General features: G+C 63.8%; 17 protein-coding genes. 11 read left to right on the forward strand and 6 right to left on the reverse strand.

All coding sequences use genetic code 11. The features are described 5' to 3' along the window. Nucleotides 1–8 precede the first annotated feature (8 nt). The 3 genes from ACODSN_RS08775 (at nt 9) to ACODSN_RS08785 (ending at nt 2,923) form a co-directional block, all read left to right on the forward strand. On the forward strand, nt 9–1,988 hold the full coding sequence (locus ACODSN_RS08775; RefSeq protein ID WP_489054698.1) for a hypothetical protein: 1,980 nt from the start codon (nt 9–11) through the stop codon (nt 1,986–1,988). A 69-nt stretch (nt 1,989–2,057) separates the two neighbouring features. Next, complete coding sequence (locus ACODSN_RS08780) at nt 2,058–2,606, forward strand: J domain-containing protein (RefSeq protein WP_489054699.1); 549 nt, start codon at nt 2,058–2,060, stop codon at nt 2,604–2,606. Further along, complete coding sequence (locus tag ACODSN_RS08785) at nt 2,579–2,923, forward strand: (2Fe-2S) ferredoxin domain-containing protein (RefSeq protein ID WP_489054701.1); 345 nt, start codon at nt 2,579–2,581, stop codon at nt 2,921–2,923. Before ACODSN_RS08780 ends, ACODSN_RS08785 begins: the two co-directional genes overlap by 28 nt. Before the next feature lie 22 nt (nt 2,924–2,945). On the opposite strand, the gene ACODSN_RS08790 is transcribed toward ACODSN_RS08785, so the two are convergent. Further along, nucleotides 2,946–3,557 carry a superoxide dismutase gene (locus ACODSN_RS08790; RefSeq protein ID WP_489054703.1) on the reverse strand — a complete coding sequence of 204 codons (612 nt, stop codon included), beginning with the start codon at nt 3,555–3,557 and terminating at the stop codon, nt 2,946–2,948. A gap of 207 nt (nt 3,558–3,764) precedes the next feature. Between ACODSN_RS08790 and ACODSN_RS08795 the strand changes: the two genes are divergently transcribed. Continuing rightward, nucleotides 3,765–4,328, forward strand: a complete 564-nt coding sequence (locus ACODSN_RS08795; protein WP_489054705.1) for a urate hydroxylase PuuD — start codon at nt 3,765–3,767, stop codon at nt 4,326–4,328. Between the two features lie 31 nt (nt 4,329–4,359). Here the strand turns inward: ACODSN_RS08795 and ispZ are convergent, their stop codons facing one another. From ispZ to dapF, 4 genes are all read right to left on the reverse strand, one after another. Further along, nucleotides 4,360–5,007, reverse strand: coding sequence for a septation protein IspZ (gene ispZ, locus ACODSN_RS08800; RefSeq protein WP_489054707.1), 648 nt, complete (start codon nt 5,005–5,007; stop codon nt 4,360–4,362). A gap of 130 nt (nt 5,008–5,137) precedes the next feature. Next, nucleotides 5,138–6,076: a signal recognition particle-docking protein FtsY gene (ftsY, locus tag ACODSN_RS08805; RefSeq protein ID WP_489054709.1), complete on the reverse strand. Its 939-nt coding sequence runs from the start codon at nt 6,074–6,076 to the stop codon at nt 5,138–5,140. Continuing rightward, a complete protein-coding gene (gene mtaB, locus ACODSN_RS08810; RefSeq protein WP_489054871.1) occupies nt 6,069–7,313 on the reverse strand; it encodes a tRNA (N(6)-L-threonylcarbamoyladenosine(37)-C(2))-methylthiotransferase MtaB in 1,245 nt (414 codons plus the stop codon). The genes ftsY and mtaB overlap by 8 nt, the downstream gene beginning before the upstream one ends. Further along, the gene (gene dapF / locus ACODSN_RS08815; protein ID WP_489054710.1) at nt 7,310–8,110 is read right to left on the reverse strand and encodes a diaminopimelate epimerase; all 801 of its coding nucleotides are present in this window, start codon (nt 8,108–8,110) and stop codon (nt 7,310–7,312) included. Before dapF ends, mtaB begins: the two co-directional genes overlap by 4 nt. 310 nt (nt 8,111–8,420) lie before the next feature. Between dapF and ffh the strand changes: the two genes are divergently transcribed. The 7 genes from ffh (at nt 8,421) to ACODSN_RS08850 (ending at nt 15,108) form a co-directional block, all read left to right on the forward strand. Then, nucleotides 8,421–9,881 (forward strand): signal recognition particle protein, encoded by a 1,461-nt coding sequence (ffh, locus tag ACODSN_RS08820; RefSeq protein WP_489054711.1) that lies wholly within the window; start codon nt 8,421–8,423, stop codon nt 9,879–9,881. Between the two features lie 41 nt (nt 9,882–9,922). Then, nucleotides 9,923–10,384, forward strand: a complete 462-nt coding sequence (gene rpsP, locus ACODSN_RS08825) for a 30S ribosomal protein S16 (RefSeq protein ID WP_489054713.1) — start codon at nt 9,923–9,925, stop codon at nt 10,382–10,384. Nucleotides 10,385–10,389: 5 nt separating this feature from the next. Then, nucleotides 10,390–10,884, forward strand: coding sequence for a ribosome maturation factor RimM (gene rimM, locus ACODSN_RS08830; protein WP_489054715.1), 495 nt, complete (start codon nt 10,390–10,392; stop codon nt 10,882–10,884). Between the two features lie 3 nt (nt 10,885–10,887). Beyond that, entirely contained in the window at nt 10,888–11,166 is a 279-nt protein-coding gene (locus tag ACODSN_RS08835; RefSeq protein WP_489054717.1) for a hypothetical protein, read from the forward strand. After that, entirely contained in the window at nt 11,163–11,900 is a 738-nt protein-coding gene (gene trmD / locus ACODSN_RS08840; RefSeq protein WP_489054718.1) for a tRNA (guanosine(37)-N1)-methyltransferase TrmD, read from the forward strand. Before ACODSN_RS08835 ends, trmD begins: the two co-directional genes overlap by 4 nt. Before the next feature lie 5 nt (nt 11,901–11,905). Then, a complete protein-coding gene (rplS, locus tag ACODSN_RS08845) occupies nt 11,906–12,274 on the forward strand; it encodes a 50S ribosomal protein L19 (protein ID WP_340231052.1) in 369 nt (122 codons plus the stop codon). 338 nt (nt 12,275–12,612) lie between these two features. Next, complete coding sequence (locus ACODSN_RS08850) at nt 12,613–15,108, forward strand: TonB-dependent receptor plug domain-containing protein (protein WP_489054719.1); 2,496 nt, start codon at nt 12,613–12,615, stop codon at nt 15,106–15,108. 58 nt (nt 15,109–15,166) lie between these two features. On the opposite strand, the gene ACODSN_RS08855 is transcribed toward ACODSN_RS08850, so the two are convergent. Then, complete coding sequence (locus tag ACODSN_RS08855) at nt 15,167–16,459, reverse strand: MFS transporter (RefSeq protein ID WP_489054720.1); 1,293 nt, start codon at nt 16,457–16,459, stop codon at nt 15,167–15,169. Between the last annotated feature and the right edge of the window lie 2 nt (nt 16,460–16,461).

Below are 16,461 nucleotides of genomic sequence, written 5' to 3' on the forward strand. Positions count from 1 at the left end.
GGTGCGCATTGCGACTGATATTGCCGGCCTTTGCATTGGGCCTCGTCGCCCTGCCGTCCGTTGTTCAGGCGGGGGAGGCAAATGCGCCATCGGCCGCAGCCGTAAAGACGGTCCAGCAACTGTTCGATGAAGCCGATGCCGCCAACGCGGCGAAGGAGTATAGCCGGGCAGTCGACCTGCTGACCCAGCTTGAAAGTCGCGTCGCGAGCAATCCGCGCAGCCGGGCCATCATTCGCGTCCGCAAGGCGACAGCGCTTGTCGAGCTGGCGCGGCTGGACGAGGCGCGCTTGCTGCTCGGACAGGCGCTGCCGGTGATCCCGCGCGACGACGACAGCCTGGCGGGCGATCGCATGGCCGGCGCGGTCGCGCTGGGCCGCATCGCCGCCGCCGACCTCGATTACGATGAATCGGCGCGCTATTATGCGCGCGCGCTGGAGGATGCGAAGGAGGCGCGGGACCGTGTCGCCATCTTGCTCGGTCAGGCGCAAGCGACCACCTTCAGCGATCCCGCCCGAGCGCTCGTGATAGCCGACGAAGCGGTCAGCATGTCCGCAGCTCAGCCTGCGGAGTTCGGGAAACGCTGGATTGCCGCCATCGATGTCGTGCGCGGCCGTGCCCTGCTCAATCTCGGCCGGTTCGCCGAAGCGGAAAAGGTTTTTGCCAGGGCCATCGCCGGGCAGGGCGGGCTGACCATGAAAGTGGATTATGACGATCTCGTCGCCCGGTCGGATGCGTCGATCGCGGCGATGCTGGCCGGGCATCGCGATGCTGCGCGCAATTATCTCGCCTATACCGGGGCTGGACGCCTGGAAAAGCAGGACTTCACCAAGGGTGCGGACATGGGGCTGCCGCCCTGCGGCCTGGATGGGGTTCAGCCGGACGATTATGCCGTCGTCGAGTTCGGCATCGGCGATAATGGCGCCGTCACCTACGCGCGCCCCGTCTATGGATCGCGGCCGGGCAGTCTGGCGCTGACCTTTGCGCGGGCGGTAGCGCGCTGGTCGTGGCGGCCCGAGGATGTCGTCAACATTCCTGGCCTGTTCCGCATGGCGACCCGCCTGGAGCTACGGTGTTCGACGGCGGAGGGTGGCCCATCCGTCATCGCGCGCGCCAACGCGGCCCTGGGGCAGTGGCTGGAGAGCAAGGGAGTGGATCTGCCCGAACCGGCGGGTGGCAGCGAAAGCGCGCGGCGGGATTCGCTGGTTGCGACCGTCGATCGGCTGCGCGCCTCCGGGCAGGATGGGCCGCCGATGATCGCCGCGCTGGTCGCGCTGCTTTCCAGTCCGATGACCGGCAGGCAGGATGTCGAACGCCACGGCCAGGCGCTGCGTCGGCTGATCGACGCGGCCAATCTGCCGCCGTTGCCCATGCTGGCGGCGGACGAGGCGCTTCATGGTGCGGCGCAGCGGGCCAATCTCAAAATCGTCCCCGGTTCGCCCTTCGAACATCGGGCTGATCGCTATCACGCCGATCCGGAAGCGATGGCGACCTTCCGCATCCTTGATTATGATGCGATGCGACCGCGGGAAAAGGCGCGCGCTCAGCCGTTGCTCGATGCCGTGATTGACGACAAGGCGCTGGCCGCCGATGCGCCGATCAAGGTGGCGGCGCTCATTCGGCGGGCAAGTGCACGCGCCGCTGTCAGCGATCTGGAAGGCGCGCGGCGCGACTTTGCGACCACCGGGCTTTCGGCGCAGCAATGTGCGATCGTTGACGCGCGGCCCAGCCTGCGCGCCGCGCCGACCTCATCGGCCGACTATCCCACCGATATGCTGGCGGTCGGGGTAGAGGGATGGACCCGCATCCAGTTCGATATCGCTGCCGATGGTTCGACCCGCAATCAGCGCGCCGTCATCACTTATCCGCCGATGACTTTTGGCCCCAACGGTCAGAAAGTTCTGGCCCGCGCGCGCTTTGAACAAAGCTATCGCCCTGATGGCGGGCTGGGCTGCGGCGGCGGCGCAACCGTTATCAATTTCCGCCGCTGAATCGCCGCGTCCCGCGCAAATCGGTCGATCGGGGTGGCATTCCCGGTCAAGCTTCCCTAGTTTGCCGGGATGGCACGCAACAGCAGATCCAATGACTGGGGATTCCCCCGCTGGCGCGCCTATGGTGCGACGCGCGAGGCGCAGCAGTTGCGCATGTGCGACCGCTATGGCTGCGACCAGCCGGGCGATTGCCCAGCGCCCAAATCGCCCAACAGCCCGGAGCGCTGGTATTTCTGCGCCGAACATGCCGGCGAATATAATCGGAACTGGGACTATTTTCAGGGTCTGGACGAAGAGGAGCGCGCCAGTCGCGAGCGCGACGAGCGGCGCGATGCGGGCGGGTTTCAGGGCAGCGCATATCATAGCTGGGGCGGGCCAGGCGACGGCAGCCGCTCGCGCGACGAGATGCACGCCTTGCAGGCGCTCGACCTGGAGGATGATGCCGATTTCGAGGCGGTGAAAAAAAGCTGGCGAAGGCTGGCGAAGGAATATCATCCCGATGTGAAGCCCGGTGACGCGCAGGCGGCGGTGCGGTTCCAAACGATCCAGGCTGCCTATGAAGTGTTGCGCGCGGCCGAAGAGCGACGCACATGGAAGCCGCGGGGTGCAGCCGATTGAAGGATCATGTCCGGTCCAACTGGCGTAGCGCCGTGCTGGTTTGCCGCAAATGTTCGAAGAAGCTGGACGGCGGTTTCGGGCCGGACGGCGACGAGCGGCTTGCCAAGGCGCTGCGCAGGCAACTCGCGCTTCGTAAGGGGCGCAAGGCGGCGGCGGGAATCGTGGAAGTCGGTTGTCTGGGAGTCTGCCCGAAAGGGGCGGTGACGGTGATCGACGGCGCGGATGCGCGCGAATGGCTGCTGGTGCGTCCCGGCGCCGATCTGAATGCGCTCGCCCGAACGCTGCATCTGATGGAAGGCGAACCACCCGCCGCATGAGGCGACGGGCGGCACTCACTTGTCAGCCGGGCTGATCGGCGCGGCTTGCGCCTTCTCCGTCAAGGTTCAGCGCGACGAAATCCCAGTCGATCGCTTCCTTAAGCAGTTTTTCGGCATAATTCGGCCGCAGATTGCGATAGTCGATATAATAGGCATGTTCCCACACATCGAGGATCAGCAGCGGAGCGTCGCCATGCGCGACCGGCGTGTCGGCGTCATGATATGACGTAACCGCCAGCTTGCCATCCTTGAGGATCAGCGCGGCCCAGCCGCTGGCGAAATGGCCCACGGCTTCGGCTTTCAGCTTGTCGAGCAGCGCATCGACCGAACCGAAGCCTTCATTGATGAGGTCGAGCAGCTTGCCGGAGGGCTGCTTCTTGTCGGGGCTGAGCGACTTCCAGTAGAATGTGTGGTTCCAGATCTGGCCGACCTGGTTGAACAGGCCACCCTTCGTAACCTTTATCAGCTCGACCAGCGACTTGCCCTGGAAAGCGGAGTCGGCTGCGATCAGCTCATTGGCTTTCACGACATAGGCGTTGTGATGCTTGCCATGATGATAGTCGAAGGTTTCTGGCGAAAGAATGTCGCCGAACGCATCCTTGGCATAGGGCAGGTCGGGCAAAACAAAGGCCATGGGGAACTCCTCGGATGGGTGGGTACAGCGCTCATAACGACGATGCGCGCCGAAAGGGTCCTTGCCCCTAGCAGCGATGTTGCGCTGCGAAAAAGTGGATTGTTCGATCCGACCGTACGGAAATATCCATATGACAGGGGCGTGAGGATAGCCTAAACTGGGGCGGCAAACCGTCCGTCAAGCGGGGGCGGTATTAGGGGGAGAGTGATGGCAAAATTTTTCGGCAATCTACATCTGGTGCTGGTCGCGGGCCTCGTGCTTGCGCTGGTGGTCATCTTCGCGGTTCCCGCAAATGCGGTGCCTGAACAGGCGATTCTGCGCTGGCTCCACCTCTTCTTCGGCATCACCTGGATCGGGCTGCTCTATTATTTCAACTTCGTGCAGATACCGACCATGCCCAAAGTACCGGCGGAACTGAAGCCGGGCGTATCGAAATTCATTGCGCCCTCCGCGCTGTTCTTCTTTCGCTGGGCGGCGGCGCTGACGGTGCTGACCGGAGTGATCATCGCCTGGCGCAGTGCTTATCTGGTGGAGGCGCTGACCTTCAAGCCCGGCTTCGTGCTGATCGGCATCGGCATGTGGCTGGCCCTCGTCATGGCCTTCAATGTCTGGTTCGTGATCTGGCCGAATCAGAAAAAGGCGCTCGGCATCGTTGCCGTTGACGACGCGGCGAAGGCCAAGGCGGCGACCACCGCGATGATCTTTTCGCGCACCAATACGCTGCTGTCGCTGGCCATGCTGTACTGCATGATCAATTTCAACGGCGGTTGAGCAAGGAAGGCAGGCGCTTCCCGCGCCTGCCTCAACCCTGCGGCGGGGTGGTCTCGCCGATGTCTTCGCTGTCGAGCTTTTCACCAAGGCTGAGGCCATGACGCAGCAGCATCGGCACGTTGGCGGCGGCGAACAGCAGCGACACGATCGTCACGCCCCACACCTTGACCGCCAGCCAGGCATCGAAGCTCATCGACCGGCGCATCGCCTCGTTCGCGACCGCCATGGCGACGAAGAAAAGCGCCCAGTTGCGCGACAGCTTGCGCCAGCCCTCGTCGGTCAGCCCATCATACGCCGCCTGAAGCAGATATTTGAGCAACGGCTTGCCGCGCATCAGGCCCGCGAACAGCATCGCCGCGAAAAAAGCATAGATAATCGTCGGCTTGATCTGGATGAAGCGCTGGTCGTGGAAATAGATGGTCAGTCCGCCGAAAAACAGGATCAACATCGCGGAAAGCCACAGCATCGGCGATACGCGGCCGAGCTTTACCTTCGAGATGATGACCGCGATAACGATCGCCGCCATGAACGCGCCGGTGCTGAGCATCATCGCGGTGATCGGATTGCCCGATCCCCAGAACCAGCCCGCACCCTTGTAGGTAAGGAAAAATATCAGCAGCGGGCCGAAATCGAGCGCCAAGCTGAGATTGCCGCCATGGGCGGGTTTGGATGATGGCATATCTTATCTTTCGTCATTCCCGCGAAGGCGGGGAAACCCTCTCCGGTCCCATCCTCTGATGCAAGGTTGAGAAATGGATTCCCGCCTGAGCCGGGATAACGGAGACATTCTGAAAACAGGCAGCAGGGCGTCACCGCGCATAGGCGGTTCCGGCGATCGCGCGCGCCATGTCGCCCGGATCAAAGGGGCGCAGATCCTCGATCTTTTCGCCGACGCCGATGGCGTGGATCGGCAGTCGATATTTTTCCGCCGCCGCAACTAGCACGCCGCCGCGCGCGGTGCCGTCGAGCTTGGTCATGACCAGCCCTGTGACCTGCGCGACTTCCTTGAAAACCTCGATCTGGTTCAACGCATTCTGTCCCGTGGTGGCGTCCAGCACCAGCACAACGTCATGCGGGGCCGCCGGGTTCAATCGGCCAAGCACGCGGCGGATCTTCGCCAGCTCGTCCATCAGTTCGCTCTTGTTCTGGAGCCGCCCGGCCGTGTCCACGATCAGCACGTCGATGCCGGTCGCCGTCGCCTGCTTGACCGCATCGAACACGATTCCCGCCGCGTCGCCGCCTTCCTTGCCCGAAACGATCGGCACGCCCAGCCGCTCCGCCCATATCTTGAGCTGGCCGATGGCGGCGGCGCGGAACGTGTCGCCCGCCGCCAGCATCACGCCATAATCCTGTTCCAGGAAATTATGCGCCAGCTTGGCGATGGTCGTCGTCTTGCCCGATCCGTTGACGCCGATCACCAGGATCACCTGCGGCCGGGGAAAGGCTTCGATCTCCAGCGGGCGGGCGACCGGGGCGAGCGCCTTCTCGATCTCGTCGGCGATGATCTCGCGCAGATAGTCCTCGGTCAGTTCGCGATTGAAGCGTCCCTCGGCCAGCCGGTCGCGCACCCGCGCGGCGGTGACGGGGCCAAGGTCGCTGACGATCAGCGCTTCCTCGATCTCGTCCAGAGTCTGGTCGTCCAGCGCCGCCTTGGAGAACAGGCCGGTCAGGTTTTCGCCGAGCTTGTCGGACGTGCGCTTCAATCCGCCGAACAGGCGGTCGCGCCAGCTTGTGCCACTATCAGTCATGGCTTGCCTCTTGCGCGATCAACTGGCCATTCTCAAGCGCCGTGATGGTGCCGCGCAGGATTGCGCCGGGCTGCTGCGGCTGTGCAAAACGCACCGGCGCGAAATTTTCGGCATGGCCCGCCCGCCCGTTGCGCTCGACCAGCACCGATTGCGTCGATCCGATCAGTCCGTGCAGCCAGCGATCGCGTCGCGCCTCGCTCGCAGCCCGCAGTAGCGCAGCGCGCGCCTTGATGGTGGCCCGATCGACCTGCGGCATACGCGCGGCGGGCGTGCCGGCGCGCGGGGAATAGGGGAAGATATGCCCGTGCACTATGTCACAATCCGCGATCAGCGCCAGGCTGTTCTCGAACATGGCAGCATCCTCGGTCGGGAAGCCGGCGATGATGTCCGCGCCGATGCTGATTTGTGGCCGCGCCGCCTTCAGCCGCTCGACGATGCGCACGGCGTCGGCGCGGGCATGGCGGCGCTTCATCCGCTTGAGGATCATGTCGTCGCCCGCCTGCAAGGACAGGTGCAGGTGCGGCATCATGCGCGGTTCGTGCGCGATCAGGTCGAACAATCGGTCGTCAATCTCCACGCTGTCGAGCGAGGACAGGCGCAGGCGGCGCAGGGCGGGCACGCCCCTGAGGATGCGTTCGACCAGCAGGCCGAGCGATGGCTTGCCCGGCAGGTCGGGACCGTAGCTGGTGACATCGACCCCGGTCAGCACGATCTCGCCATGGCCGGCGTCGACCAGCGCTTTCGCCTTGTCGACCACCGCGCCGGCGGGCACCGACCGGCTGTTGCCCCGGCCAAAGGGGATGACGCAGAAGGTGCAGCGATGGTCGCAGCCATTCTGTACCTCCAGAAAGGCGCGGGCATGGTCCGCGAAGGCGCTCGCCATGTGCGGCGCGGTGTCGCGGACGGCCATGATATCGGCGACGCGGACTTTCTCCGACAGCGCATAGTAAGCGGGGTCCATCTTCTCCCGGTTGCCGAGAACTGCATCGACTTCCGCCATTGCCGCGAAGATTTCCGGCTCGGTTTGAGCCGCGCAGCCTGTCACGACGATTCGCGCATCGGGGCGGGCGCGCCTCGCGCGGCGGATCGCCTGCCGCGTCTGGCGCACGGCCTCCGCCGTGACCGCGCAGCTATTAATAACGACCAGATCATCCTGTGCGCCCGTCATGTCGCGAATGGCTTCGCTTTCCGCGATATTGAGCCGGCAGCCCAGGGTAATGATGTCGGCCGGCATCAGAAGCGGGTCCAGTCCGCCTCGCCGTCGAAAACATGGGTGGCGGGGCCGGTCATGCGGATCGATCCGCCCGGCCGCCAGTCGATTTCCAGATCGCCGCCCGGCAAGCTGACCGTCACCGGCCCGTTCATCAGCTTGCGACGGATGGCCGCGACCGCCGTGGCGCAGGCGCCGGTGCCGCACGCGCGCGTCAGTCCCGCGCCGCGTTCCCACACGATCAGGCGGATATGATTGTCGCCGACGACTTGCGCGAAATTGACGTTCACGCGAGCCGGAAACAGCGGATCATGTTCGATCAGCGGGCCAAGCCGGTCGAAGTTCACACCGTTCAGATCGTCCACGAAGAAGATCACATGCGGATTGCCGACATTGACCGCTGCGGGCGGGGGCAGGTCCTCCCAGCTGGCGCTCATCGTCAGCGTATCCATTGGATAAGCGAGCGGGATCGCATCCCAGTCGAACCGGGGCTGGCCCATATCGACGCTAGCGCCGCCGTCGACCCGTTGCGCGTTCAGCAGGCCCGCGCGCGTGCGGATCGTCACGTCGCGGCCGACGAACAGGGGGACGCAGCGGGTGGCGTTGCCGCACGCCTCGACCTCGCTGCCATCGGCGTTGAAGATGCGCATCGACACGTCGGCATCGTCCGCCTCGCCGATCAGGATCAGCTGGTCGCAGCCGATACCGGCATGGCGATCGGCGATCGCCTGCGCGCGCGCCGGGGTCATTTCGACGGCGTGCTCCCGCGCGTCGATCACGACGAAATCATTGCCGAGGCCGTGCATTTTGGAAAAGCGGCTCATAGGGCGGCCATGTAAGGGCCGCAGGGGCAAAAAGCCAGCGTGGCATGCCTGTCGGGCATTCTTGCCCTCTTTGGGCCGTAGGGAAATGGCCGGGCCGCTGATCGCCCGAGAAGGGCGGCTTGCGATTGCGCACTGCTTGCGTTAAAGGCGCGCCAGCAATCGGGCGGTTTGCCGTTCGAGACCCTGACATATCCATTGAGCGCAAGCGGCGCTTTGCATGGACGCTGGCCGGCGAGGTTTCGCCCGCCGGCGATTTTGTCGTTTTACGGGTCATGCCATGTTTTCCGGGCTTTGCGGCCCAATTGAGGTGATGATGTTCGATTCGCTGAGCGATCGTCTGGGTGGGGTATTCGACAAGCTTCGAGGGCGCGGCGCGCTGTCGGAGGACGATGTCCGCGCCGCGATGCGCGAAGTGCGAATCGCGCTGCTGGAAGCGGATGTCGCGCTGCCGGTGGTGCGCAGCTTCGTCGAGCAGGCGACCGAACGCGCGGTGGGCAGCGACGTGTTGCGATCGGTCACGCCGGGCCAGATGGTCGTCAAGATCGTATCGGACACGCTCACCGAAACGCTGGGGTCCGAAACGTCGGACCTGATGATCGACGTCACGCCGCCCGCCGTCATCATGATGGTCGGCCTGCAAGGGTCGGGCAAGACGACGACCACGGCCAAGCTCGCCAAGCGCCTTAAGGAGCGCGAGCGCAAGAAGGTGCTGATGGCATCGCTCGACGTACAACGTCCGGCCGCGCAGGAGCAGCTCGCCGTGCTCGGCACCCAGATCGACGTCGCGACCCTGCCGATCGTCGCGGGGCAGCAGCCGGTGGAGATCGCCCGGCGCGCGCTCCAGTCGGCGAAGCTCCAGGGCTTCGATGTCGTGATGCTCGACACCGCCGGCCGCCTGCATGTCGATCAGGCGCTGATGGACGAGATGAAGGCGGTTGCGGAAGTCGCGACCCCGGCGGAAATCCTGCTGGTGGTCGATTCGCTGACCGGCCAGGACGCGGTGAATGTCGCGACCAGCTTTACCAGCCAGGTGCCGCTGACCGGCGTGGTGCTGACCCGGATGGACGGCGATGCGCGCGGCGGCGCTGCGCTTTCCATGCGCGCCGTTACGGGGCGGCCGATCAAGTTCGCGGGCACCGGCGAAAAGCTGGACGCGCTCGAACCGTTCCACCCGCAGCGGGTGGCGCAGCGCATATTGGGCATGGGCGATGTCGTGTCGCTGGTCGAGCGGGCGGCGGAATCGATCGACGTCGAGGAAGCCGACAAGCTCGCCAAGAAAATGGCCAAGGGCCAGTTCGACCTCAACGACCTGCGCGCGCAACTCAACCAGATGCGCCGCATGGGCGGGCTTGGCGCGCTCGCTGGGATGATCCCCGGTCTCAAGAAAGCGCAGGCGGCGATGGCGTCGAGCGGCGCGAACGACAAGACGCTGGTGCATCTCGACGCGATGATCGGGTCGATGACCCTCAAGGAGCGCGAAAAGCCCGCGCTTATCAACGCCAAGCGCAAGATCCGCATCGCCAAGGGCGCCGGCACCACGGTGCAGGACGTCAATCGCCTCCTGAAAATGCATCAGGAGATGGAGGGCGCGATGAAGAAGATCCGCAAGATGGGCGGCCTAAAAGGGTTGGCCAAGATGTTCGGCGGTGGCGGTGGCGGGCTGGAGGGCATGCTCGGCGGCGGCGGTGGCGCGGGTGGCCTGCCGGGGCTTGGCGGCGGCGGGTCGATGCCCGGCCTGCCGCCCGGCTTTCAGAATTTCATGAAGAAATAAGCATTTTCAATATTTTAGTTTATACAGAAAGGTAAGTTCCCATGGCAACGTCCATTCGTCTCTCGCGCGGCGGTTCCAAGAAGCGTCCCTATTACCGGATCGTCGTGGCCGACAGCCGCAGCCCCCGCGATGGTGCGTTCATCGAGCGCATCGGCAGCTTCAACCCGCTGCTCGCCAAGGATGACGAGAAGCGCGTCGTGCTGAACGCCGAGCGCGCCAAGCATTGGGTCAGCGTCGGCGCGCAGCCGACCGATCGCGTCGCCCGCTTCCTTGATGCCGCCGGAATCAAGGAGCGCAAGGCCAGCAACAACCCGCAGAAGGGCGAGCCGGGCCAGAAGGCCAAGGATCGCGCCGAAGATCGCGCGAACAAGCTGGCCGAAGCCGAGGAAGCCCGCAAGGCCGCCGAAGAAGCCGCCAAGGCACCTGTTGAGGCACCGGCCGAAGCCGCTGCCGAGGAAGCGCCTGCCGAAGCCGTCGCTTCCGAAGAACAGGCCGAGGGCTGAACCCCTTGACCGACAAGCCCGTCACTCTGGCCGCTATTATCGGCGCGCATGGCGTGACGGGCGAGGTTCGGCTGAAATTGTTCGGCGAGGGGGTGGAGAGCCTCAGCGCCTATAAAAGCTTCGATGCCGCTGGCCGCACGCTGACGCTAACGTCGGTGCGGCCCGGTGTGAATGGCGCGGTGGCGCGCTTTGCCGAAATCGGCGATCGCGGCGCGGCCGACGCGTTGCGCGGCACGGCGTTGACGGTGCCGCGATCGGCCTTGCCGCCGCTGGGCGAGGGCGAATATTATCATGTCGATCTGATCGGCTTGCCGTGTACCGCCAGCGATGGCGCGCCGCTGGGGCATATCGTGGCTATCGAGAATTTCGGCGCGGGCGATATCGTCGAGATTGAGCGGCCGCCGGTGGACGGCAAGGCCGGCAAGCGCTTCATGGTCGCGATGCATGGCGTGACGCTGGGGGATGCGGGAGCGGTGGTCGACGCCGCTTTCGTGGAGTAGCGCATGGGCATGGCTCCCAAGATCCTGCTGGGCCTGTATTTGCTGTTCCTGCTTGCGGCGGGATGGCGGTTGTGGAGCATCGGCTGGGCGAACCGGCTGAAGGTGGCGATCGCGTTGGCGCTGGTGCTGCCGGCGCCGTTGCTCTTCATCATCCCCGCGCTCATGCGACGGAGCGCCTGGTCCGGCCTGTTGATCCAGTTCGGGCTGACCCTGCTCGTCTGCGGCGTCCTCTGCCTTGCTGGCGGCTTTTCGGCGGCAAGGCTCCGCGCGCGACGGCCGTGACGTTCACCGCGCAGGTCCTGACGCTGTATCCCGAAATGTTTCCGGGGCCGCTCGGCGTGTCCCTCGCCGGGCGGGCGCTGAGGGAGGGGATATGGACATGCGGCCCCATGTCGATCCGCGATTTCGCGACGGACAAGCACCGCACGGTGGATGATACCCCGGCAGGGGGCGGCGCGGGTATGGTGCTGCGCGCCGATATCGTCGCCCGCGCGGTCGATCATGCGCTGGCGGAGCGGCCTGACCTGCCGGTGCTGGCGATGACGCCGCGTGGTGAACCGATCACGCAGGCGCGGGTCCGGGCGCTGGCGCAAGGGCCGGGGGCGACCATATTGTGCGGCCGGTTCGAAGGGTTTGACGAGCGATTGTTCGATGCGCGCCCGGTCGAACAGGTCAGCATGGGCGACATCATCCTGTCCGGCGGAGAGATGGGCGCGCTGATGCTGCTCGACGCTTGCATCCGCCTGTTGCCCGGTGTAATGGGCGCGGCTTCCAGCGGGGATGAGGAAAGCTTCGAAAGCGGCCTTCTTGAATATCCGCATTATACCCGGCCCGCTTTGTGGGAAGGGCGCACGATCCCTGAAGTGTTGCGATCGGGGGATCATGCGAAAATCGCCGCCTGGCGGAAACAAAGGGCGGAAGATGACACACGGCTAAGGCGGCCGGACCTTTGGGAACGTCATATCGGCGTTCGGGACCAGTCGCCCTCTGGTGCGCAGCGCATGAAGAAGGACTAAGTCACATGAACTTGATCCAGCAGATCGAGGCCGAAAATATCGCGGCTCTGGCCAAGGATATTCCCGAATTCCGTCCCGGTGACACACTGCGCGTCGGTGTGAAGGTCATCGAAGGCGAACGCAGTCGCGTCCAGAATTATGAAGGCGTATGCATCGCGCGTTCGAACAAGGGCATGGGGTCGAACTTCACCGTTCGCAAGATTTCGTTCGGCGAAGGCGTCGAGCGCGTATTCCCGCTCTATTCGCCCAACATCGATTCGATCACGGTTGTCCGCCGTGGCGTCGTACGGCGCGCCAAGCTCTATTATCTGCGCGGCCGGACCGGCAAGCGCGCCCGTATCGCCGAACGTCGCGACGTTCGCAGCGAGGGCTAAGCTTTTATTAACTGTCCTTGACAGTTGTATAAAGGAAACAGGCGGCATCCCCAGGGGGTGCCGCCTTTTTCGTTTCGTTTCATGTGCTTTGTCGCTACCGGCACTCGACTCGGTGTTCCGGGTGTGAATGAATTTTGCTGCATTGCGCAAATTTCATTTCTTAGATGGCGGTTTTATGTCAGCCTTCCGTTTCTAGTTGTTGTCCGACAGTTTCAAGCTCAGTCCCTGTGGATTGGGGATGGTCCCATTCGTCGGGGTGGGGTCGGCAATATCGGGACTATGTCGCAACGATAAGGATTGGGAGAGGCCTCTTCAAAAAGAACATAGGGGGCTGTTACATGAAGTATAAGGGTCTTGTTTCTCGCGCGGCGATGGCTGCAGCCATCATCTATTCATTGCCGGTATTTGCGCAGGATAGCGTACCGCAAGCGGCCGCAGCCGATGAGGGCGCGGCGATCATCGTCACCGGTACACGCGCATCCGGTGTCACCGCGGCGGAAAGCGCCGCGCCGATCAAGGTGCTGGACAGCGCAGCCCTGGAAAAAGTGGGGCAGCCCAACCTCAACCAGGTGCTCGCCCAGCTCGTGCCATCCTTCACGGCGGAAGCGTTTGGCGGCGACACCGCGAACCTTACTTTGTCGGCACGGCTTCGTGGCCTCAGCCCGAACCACGCTCTGGTGCTGGTCAACGGCAAGCGGCGGCACGGCACGTCCAACCTGCACGTTCTCGGCGGACCCTATCAGGGCGCGGTTGCCCCTGACCTCGACCTCATCCCGCCCGGCGCGATCGGCCGCATCGAAGTGCTGGAAGACGGTGCTGCCGCCCAATATGGCTCCGACGCGATCGCGGGCGTCATCAACATCATCCTCAAGGACGACAAGGGAATTTCCGGCAGCATGACCGCCGGTCAATATTATAAGAGCGACGGCGCGACCTATTCGGGCAGCATCACCTTCGGCGCAGATGTTGGCGAGGATAGCTGGCTGAACGTGACCCTGTTCCACCGCTATCACGGCTTCTCGCAGCGCGGTGGCGTCGATCGCGGCATCTACAACGAAGACGGTTCGATCCGCACCGACATATCGGAAGCGCATCAGGATATGGCCGCGATCGGCCTGCCGAACGCGCCTTATACGAACCGGATCAACGGCGACGCCCGTTCTATGCTGACCACCATGGTCTATAATGCCGGCCATGATTTTGGCGGCGTCACACTCTATGCCTTTGGCAGCTATGCCCATCGCGACGCCAGCGCTTATGAAAATTACCGGCAGCCCTGGCGCATCACCCGCTCGAACGTGTTGGGTGTCGGCGGCGAGGACATTTTGTTTGCGCCCTATGGCTTCAATCCGCGCGAGGCCATCAAGGAGGATGATTTCGCCAACACCGTGGGCCTGAAGGGCGAGGTCGGGGGCTTCCGCTGGGACCTCAGCTCCACCTATGGCCAGGATTATTCGAAGGTCTATACGCTCGATTCTGCCAATGGCAGCCTGTTCATCAATACCGGATCGACGCCGTCAAACTTCTATGACGGCTTCCTCAAGGCGAGCGAATGGACCAACAATCTGGACGTCAGCAAGGAGATCGACATTGGCCTAGCCCAGCCGGTCAATGTCGCCTTCGGTGCTGAATATCGCCAGAATGCCTTCACCATCGGGAAGGGGGACTTCGCGTCCACCTATTTCGAGGGCGGTTCCTCCTATCCCGGCTTCCTTGCCACCGATGCGGGCAAGCACAAGCGCAACAACAAGGCAGCCTATCTCGACATTTCGATAAATCCGCTGGAGGACTGGAAGATCGACGGCGCAGTTCGTTGGGAAGATTATAGCGATTTCGGCACCAAATGGACCTGGAAGGTCACGACCCGCTATGATTTCTCCCGGCAGTTCGCGCTGCGTGGCACCGTAAGCACGGGCTTCCGCGCGCCGTCTCTGCTGGAGGAATATTATTCCGCCACCAATGTCGGCCCCACTACGGCGTTCGTTCAGTTGCCGCCCAACTCGGCCGCCGCGAAGTTGCTCGGTTATCAGGATCTTGCGCCCGAAACATCGACCAATTTCAGCCTGGGCGCGGTGATCCGGCCGATCGACCGGCTGAACATCACTATCGACGCTTATCAGGTGAAAGTGAAAAACCGGATCGTCGGCACCGGATCAATCTTCGGTCTGGTCGGCGGTGCGTTGCAGCCCACCAACGGACAATATACCGGGCAGGACGTTCTGAACGCGATCGCCGCGCATGGCAATGTACTCGATCCCTATGTGCTGGCGAGCGGCGATGTGGGTGTGACCCTGTTCACCAATGGTGCCGATACCCGCACGCGGGGCATCGACGTGACGGCGAGCTATCCGACCCCGGTCGGCGATGGCAGCATTTTGTGGTCGCTGTCGGCTAATTATAATAAGACGAAAATCACCAGTCTCAAGCTGAGCGACCTGTTCTTCGCGGCCGATTCACGCAGCATCCTGGAAAATGCTTCGCCTAGATATAAGGTCATCGCGGGCGCGCTGTTTACCATGGGCGGTATCACCGTCAATCTGCGCGAGACCTTCTTCGGCAAGGCGTCGCAGGTCGTGCTGTTCAATGGCACGACGCCCACCGTCGAATCGAAGGCGGCCGCGATCACCGATCTGGAGGCGAGCTATGCGCTGACGAGCAATGTGACCTTCAGCGTGGGCGCGAACAATTTGTTCAATAAAAAGGCGTCCACCGTCCCCAACAGTCCTGACGGGTTCCCGGTCGATGGCGGCCGGGTGCTGGATGCGCCGGTTAACTTCTCGCCCTATGGCGTGAATGGCGGCTATTATTACGGGCGCATCAACTTCAAGCTCTAATCGTTTTCCGACCCATATTCAGCGGCCGATTCCTTGCGGAGTCGGCCGTTTTTGTGTGTCAGCGCGCGGTACCGCTGGTCCACCATAACCCGGCAAGGCTGATCGCCGCCGCCGCCGACATATAGAGGCCGACAAAGGCGATGCCTTGCAGTGCGATCAGCCAGGTCGCGACAATGGGGGCCAGCGCGCCGCCCAATATGCCGCCGAGATTGAACGAGAAGGACGCGCCGGTATAGCGCAACTGCACCGGGAACAAGGCGGGCAGATAGGCGCCGAGCGGGCCGTAGACGAAGCCCATCAGGAACAGGGCCAGGCTGAGGATCAGGAAGATCGGCAGCAGTCCGCCGCTCCCCATGGCCGGGCCGAACGCCACGCCCATCAGCACCGTGCCGACACAGCCGATCGCCAGCACCCGTGTCGGGCTGGTCTTGTCCGCCCACCAGCCGGCGAGAATGATGCTGAGCGCCATGAACAGGATTGCGCCGAGCTGGATGCCGAGGAAGCTTTCGCGGTCGATGCCCAAGTCCTTGGTGCCGTAGCTGAGCGCGAAGGCGGTCGCGATATAGTAAACCGCGAAGCAGGCGGCGCATGCGAAGGTGCCCGCGATCGCCGCGCCGAGATGGGACGAGAACAAGGTCGCGAGGGGGACGCTGGGCGGCGGCGCTTCGGCTCGGGCGGCAGCGAACTCGGGTGTTTCGGTCAGCTTGAGGCGGACCCACAGGCCCAGGATGACGAGGATCGCGCTGCCCAGGAAGGGCAGGCGCCAGCCCCAGGCGAGGAAATCCGCTTCCGAAAGCGTGGCGCCGAGGATGAGGAACAGCCCGTTGGCGGCGAGGAAGCCGACCGGCGCGCCAAGCTGCGGGAACATGCCGAAGCGCGCGCGCCATCCGGGTGGGGCGTTTTCTACCGCCAACAGCGCCGCGCCGCCCCATTCGCCGCCAAGACCGAAGCCCTGGCCAAAGCGCAATACGCACAGGATGAAGGGCGCCCACCAGCCGATCGCCTGATAGGTCGGCAGGAAGCCGATCAGCAGCGTCGATCCACCCATCAGCATCAGCGAGGTGACGAGCGTGGCCTTGCGACCGACGCGATCGCCATAATGGCCGAACACCGCCGCGCCCAATGGACGGGCGAAAAAGGCGAGGGCGAGCGTTGCGAAGGCGGCGAGTTGCTGCGCCGAGGGCGAGGTGGACGGGAAGAACAGCGATCCGAACACCAGACTGGCGGCGGTGGCGTAGATGTAGAAGTCGTAAAATTCGACCGCCGTGCCGATCAGACTCGCGCCCAGCACCCGCTTATGGCGCCAGATCGCGCCGATTCCGCTCTCCGTTTCGCTCGCATCCCCCGTCATCG

It is taken from the genome of Sphingobium sp. FG11, assembly GCF_057809915.1.

Coding starts and splice junctions, on each gene's coding strand:
- ACODSN_RS08780 (WP_489054699.1), top strand. CDS start 2,058: ATGGCACGCAACAGCAGATCCAATGACTGGGGATTCCCCCGCTGGCGC.
- ACODSN_RS08785 (WP_489054701.1), top strand. CDS start 2,579: ATGGAAGCCGCGGGGTGCAGCCGATTGAAGGATCATGTCCGGTCCAAC.
- ACODSN_RS08790 (WP_489054703.1), bottom strand. CDS start 3,557: ATGGCCTTTGTTTTGCCCGACCTGCCCTATGCCAAGGATGCGTTCGGC.
- ACODSN_RS08795 (WP_489054705.1), top strand. CDS start 3,765: ATGGCAAAATTTTTCGGCAATCTACATCTGGTGCTGGTCGCGGGCCTC.
- ispZ (WP_489054707.1), bottom strand. CDS start 5,007: ATGCCATCATCCAAACCCGCCCATGGCGGCAATCTCAGCTTGGCGCTC.
- ftsY (WP_489054709.1), bottom strand. CDS start 6,076: ATGACTGATAGTGGCACAAGCTGGCGCGACCGCCTGTTCGGCGGATTG.
- dapF (WP_489054710.1), bottom strand. CDS start 8,110: ATGAGCCGCTTTTCCAAAATGCACGGCCTCGGCAATGATTTCGTCGTG.
- ffh (WP_489054711.1), top strand. CDS start 8,421: ATGATGTTCGATTCGCTGAGCGATCGTCTGGGTGGGGTATTCGACAAG.
- rpsP (WP_489054713.1), top strand. CDS start 9,923: ATGGCAACGTCCATTCGTCTCTCGCGCGGCGGTTCCAAGAAGCGTCCC.
- ACODSN_RS08835 (WP_489054717.1), top strand. CDS start 10,888: ATGGGCATGGCTCCCAAGATCCTGCTGGGCCTGTATTTGCTGTTCCTG.
- rplS (WP_340231052.1), top strand. CDS start 11,906: ATGAACTTGATCCAGCAGATCGAGGCCGAAAATATCGCGGCTCTGGCC.
- ACODSN_RS08850 (WP_489054719.1), top strand. CDS start 12,613: ATGAAGTATAAGGGTCTTGTTTCTCGCGCGGCGATGGCTGCAGCCATC.
- ACODSN_RS08855 (WP_489054720.1), bottom strand. CDS start 16,459: ATGACGGGGGATGCGAGCGAAACGGAGAGCGGAATCGGCGCGATCTGG.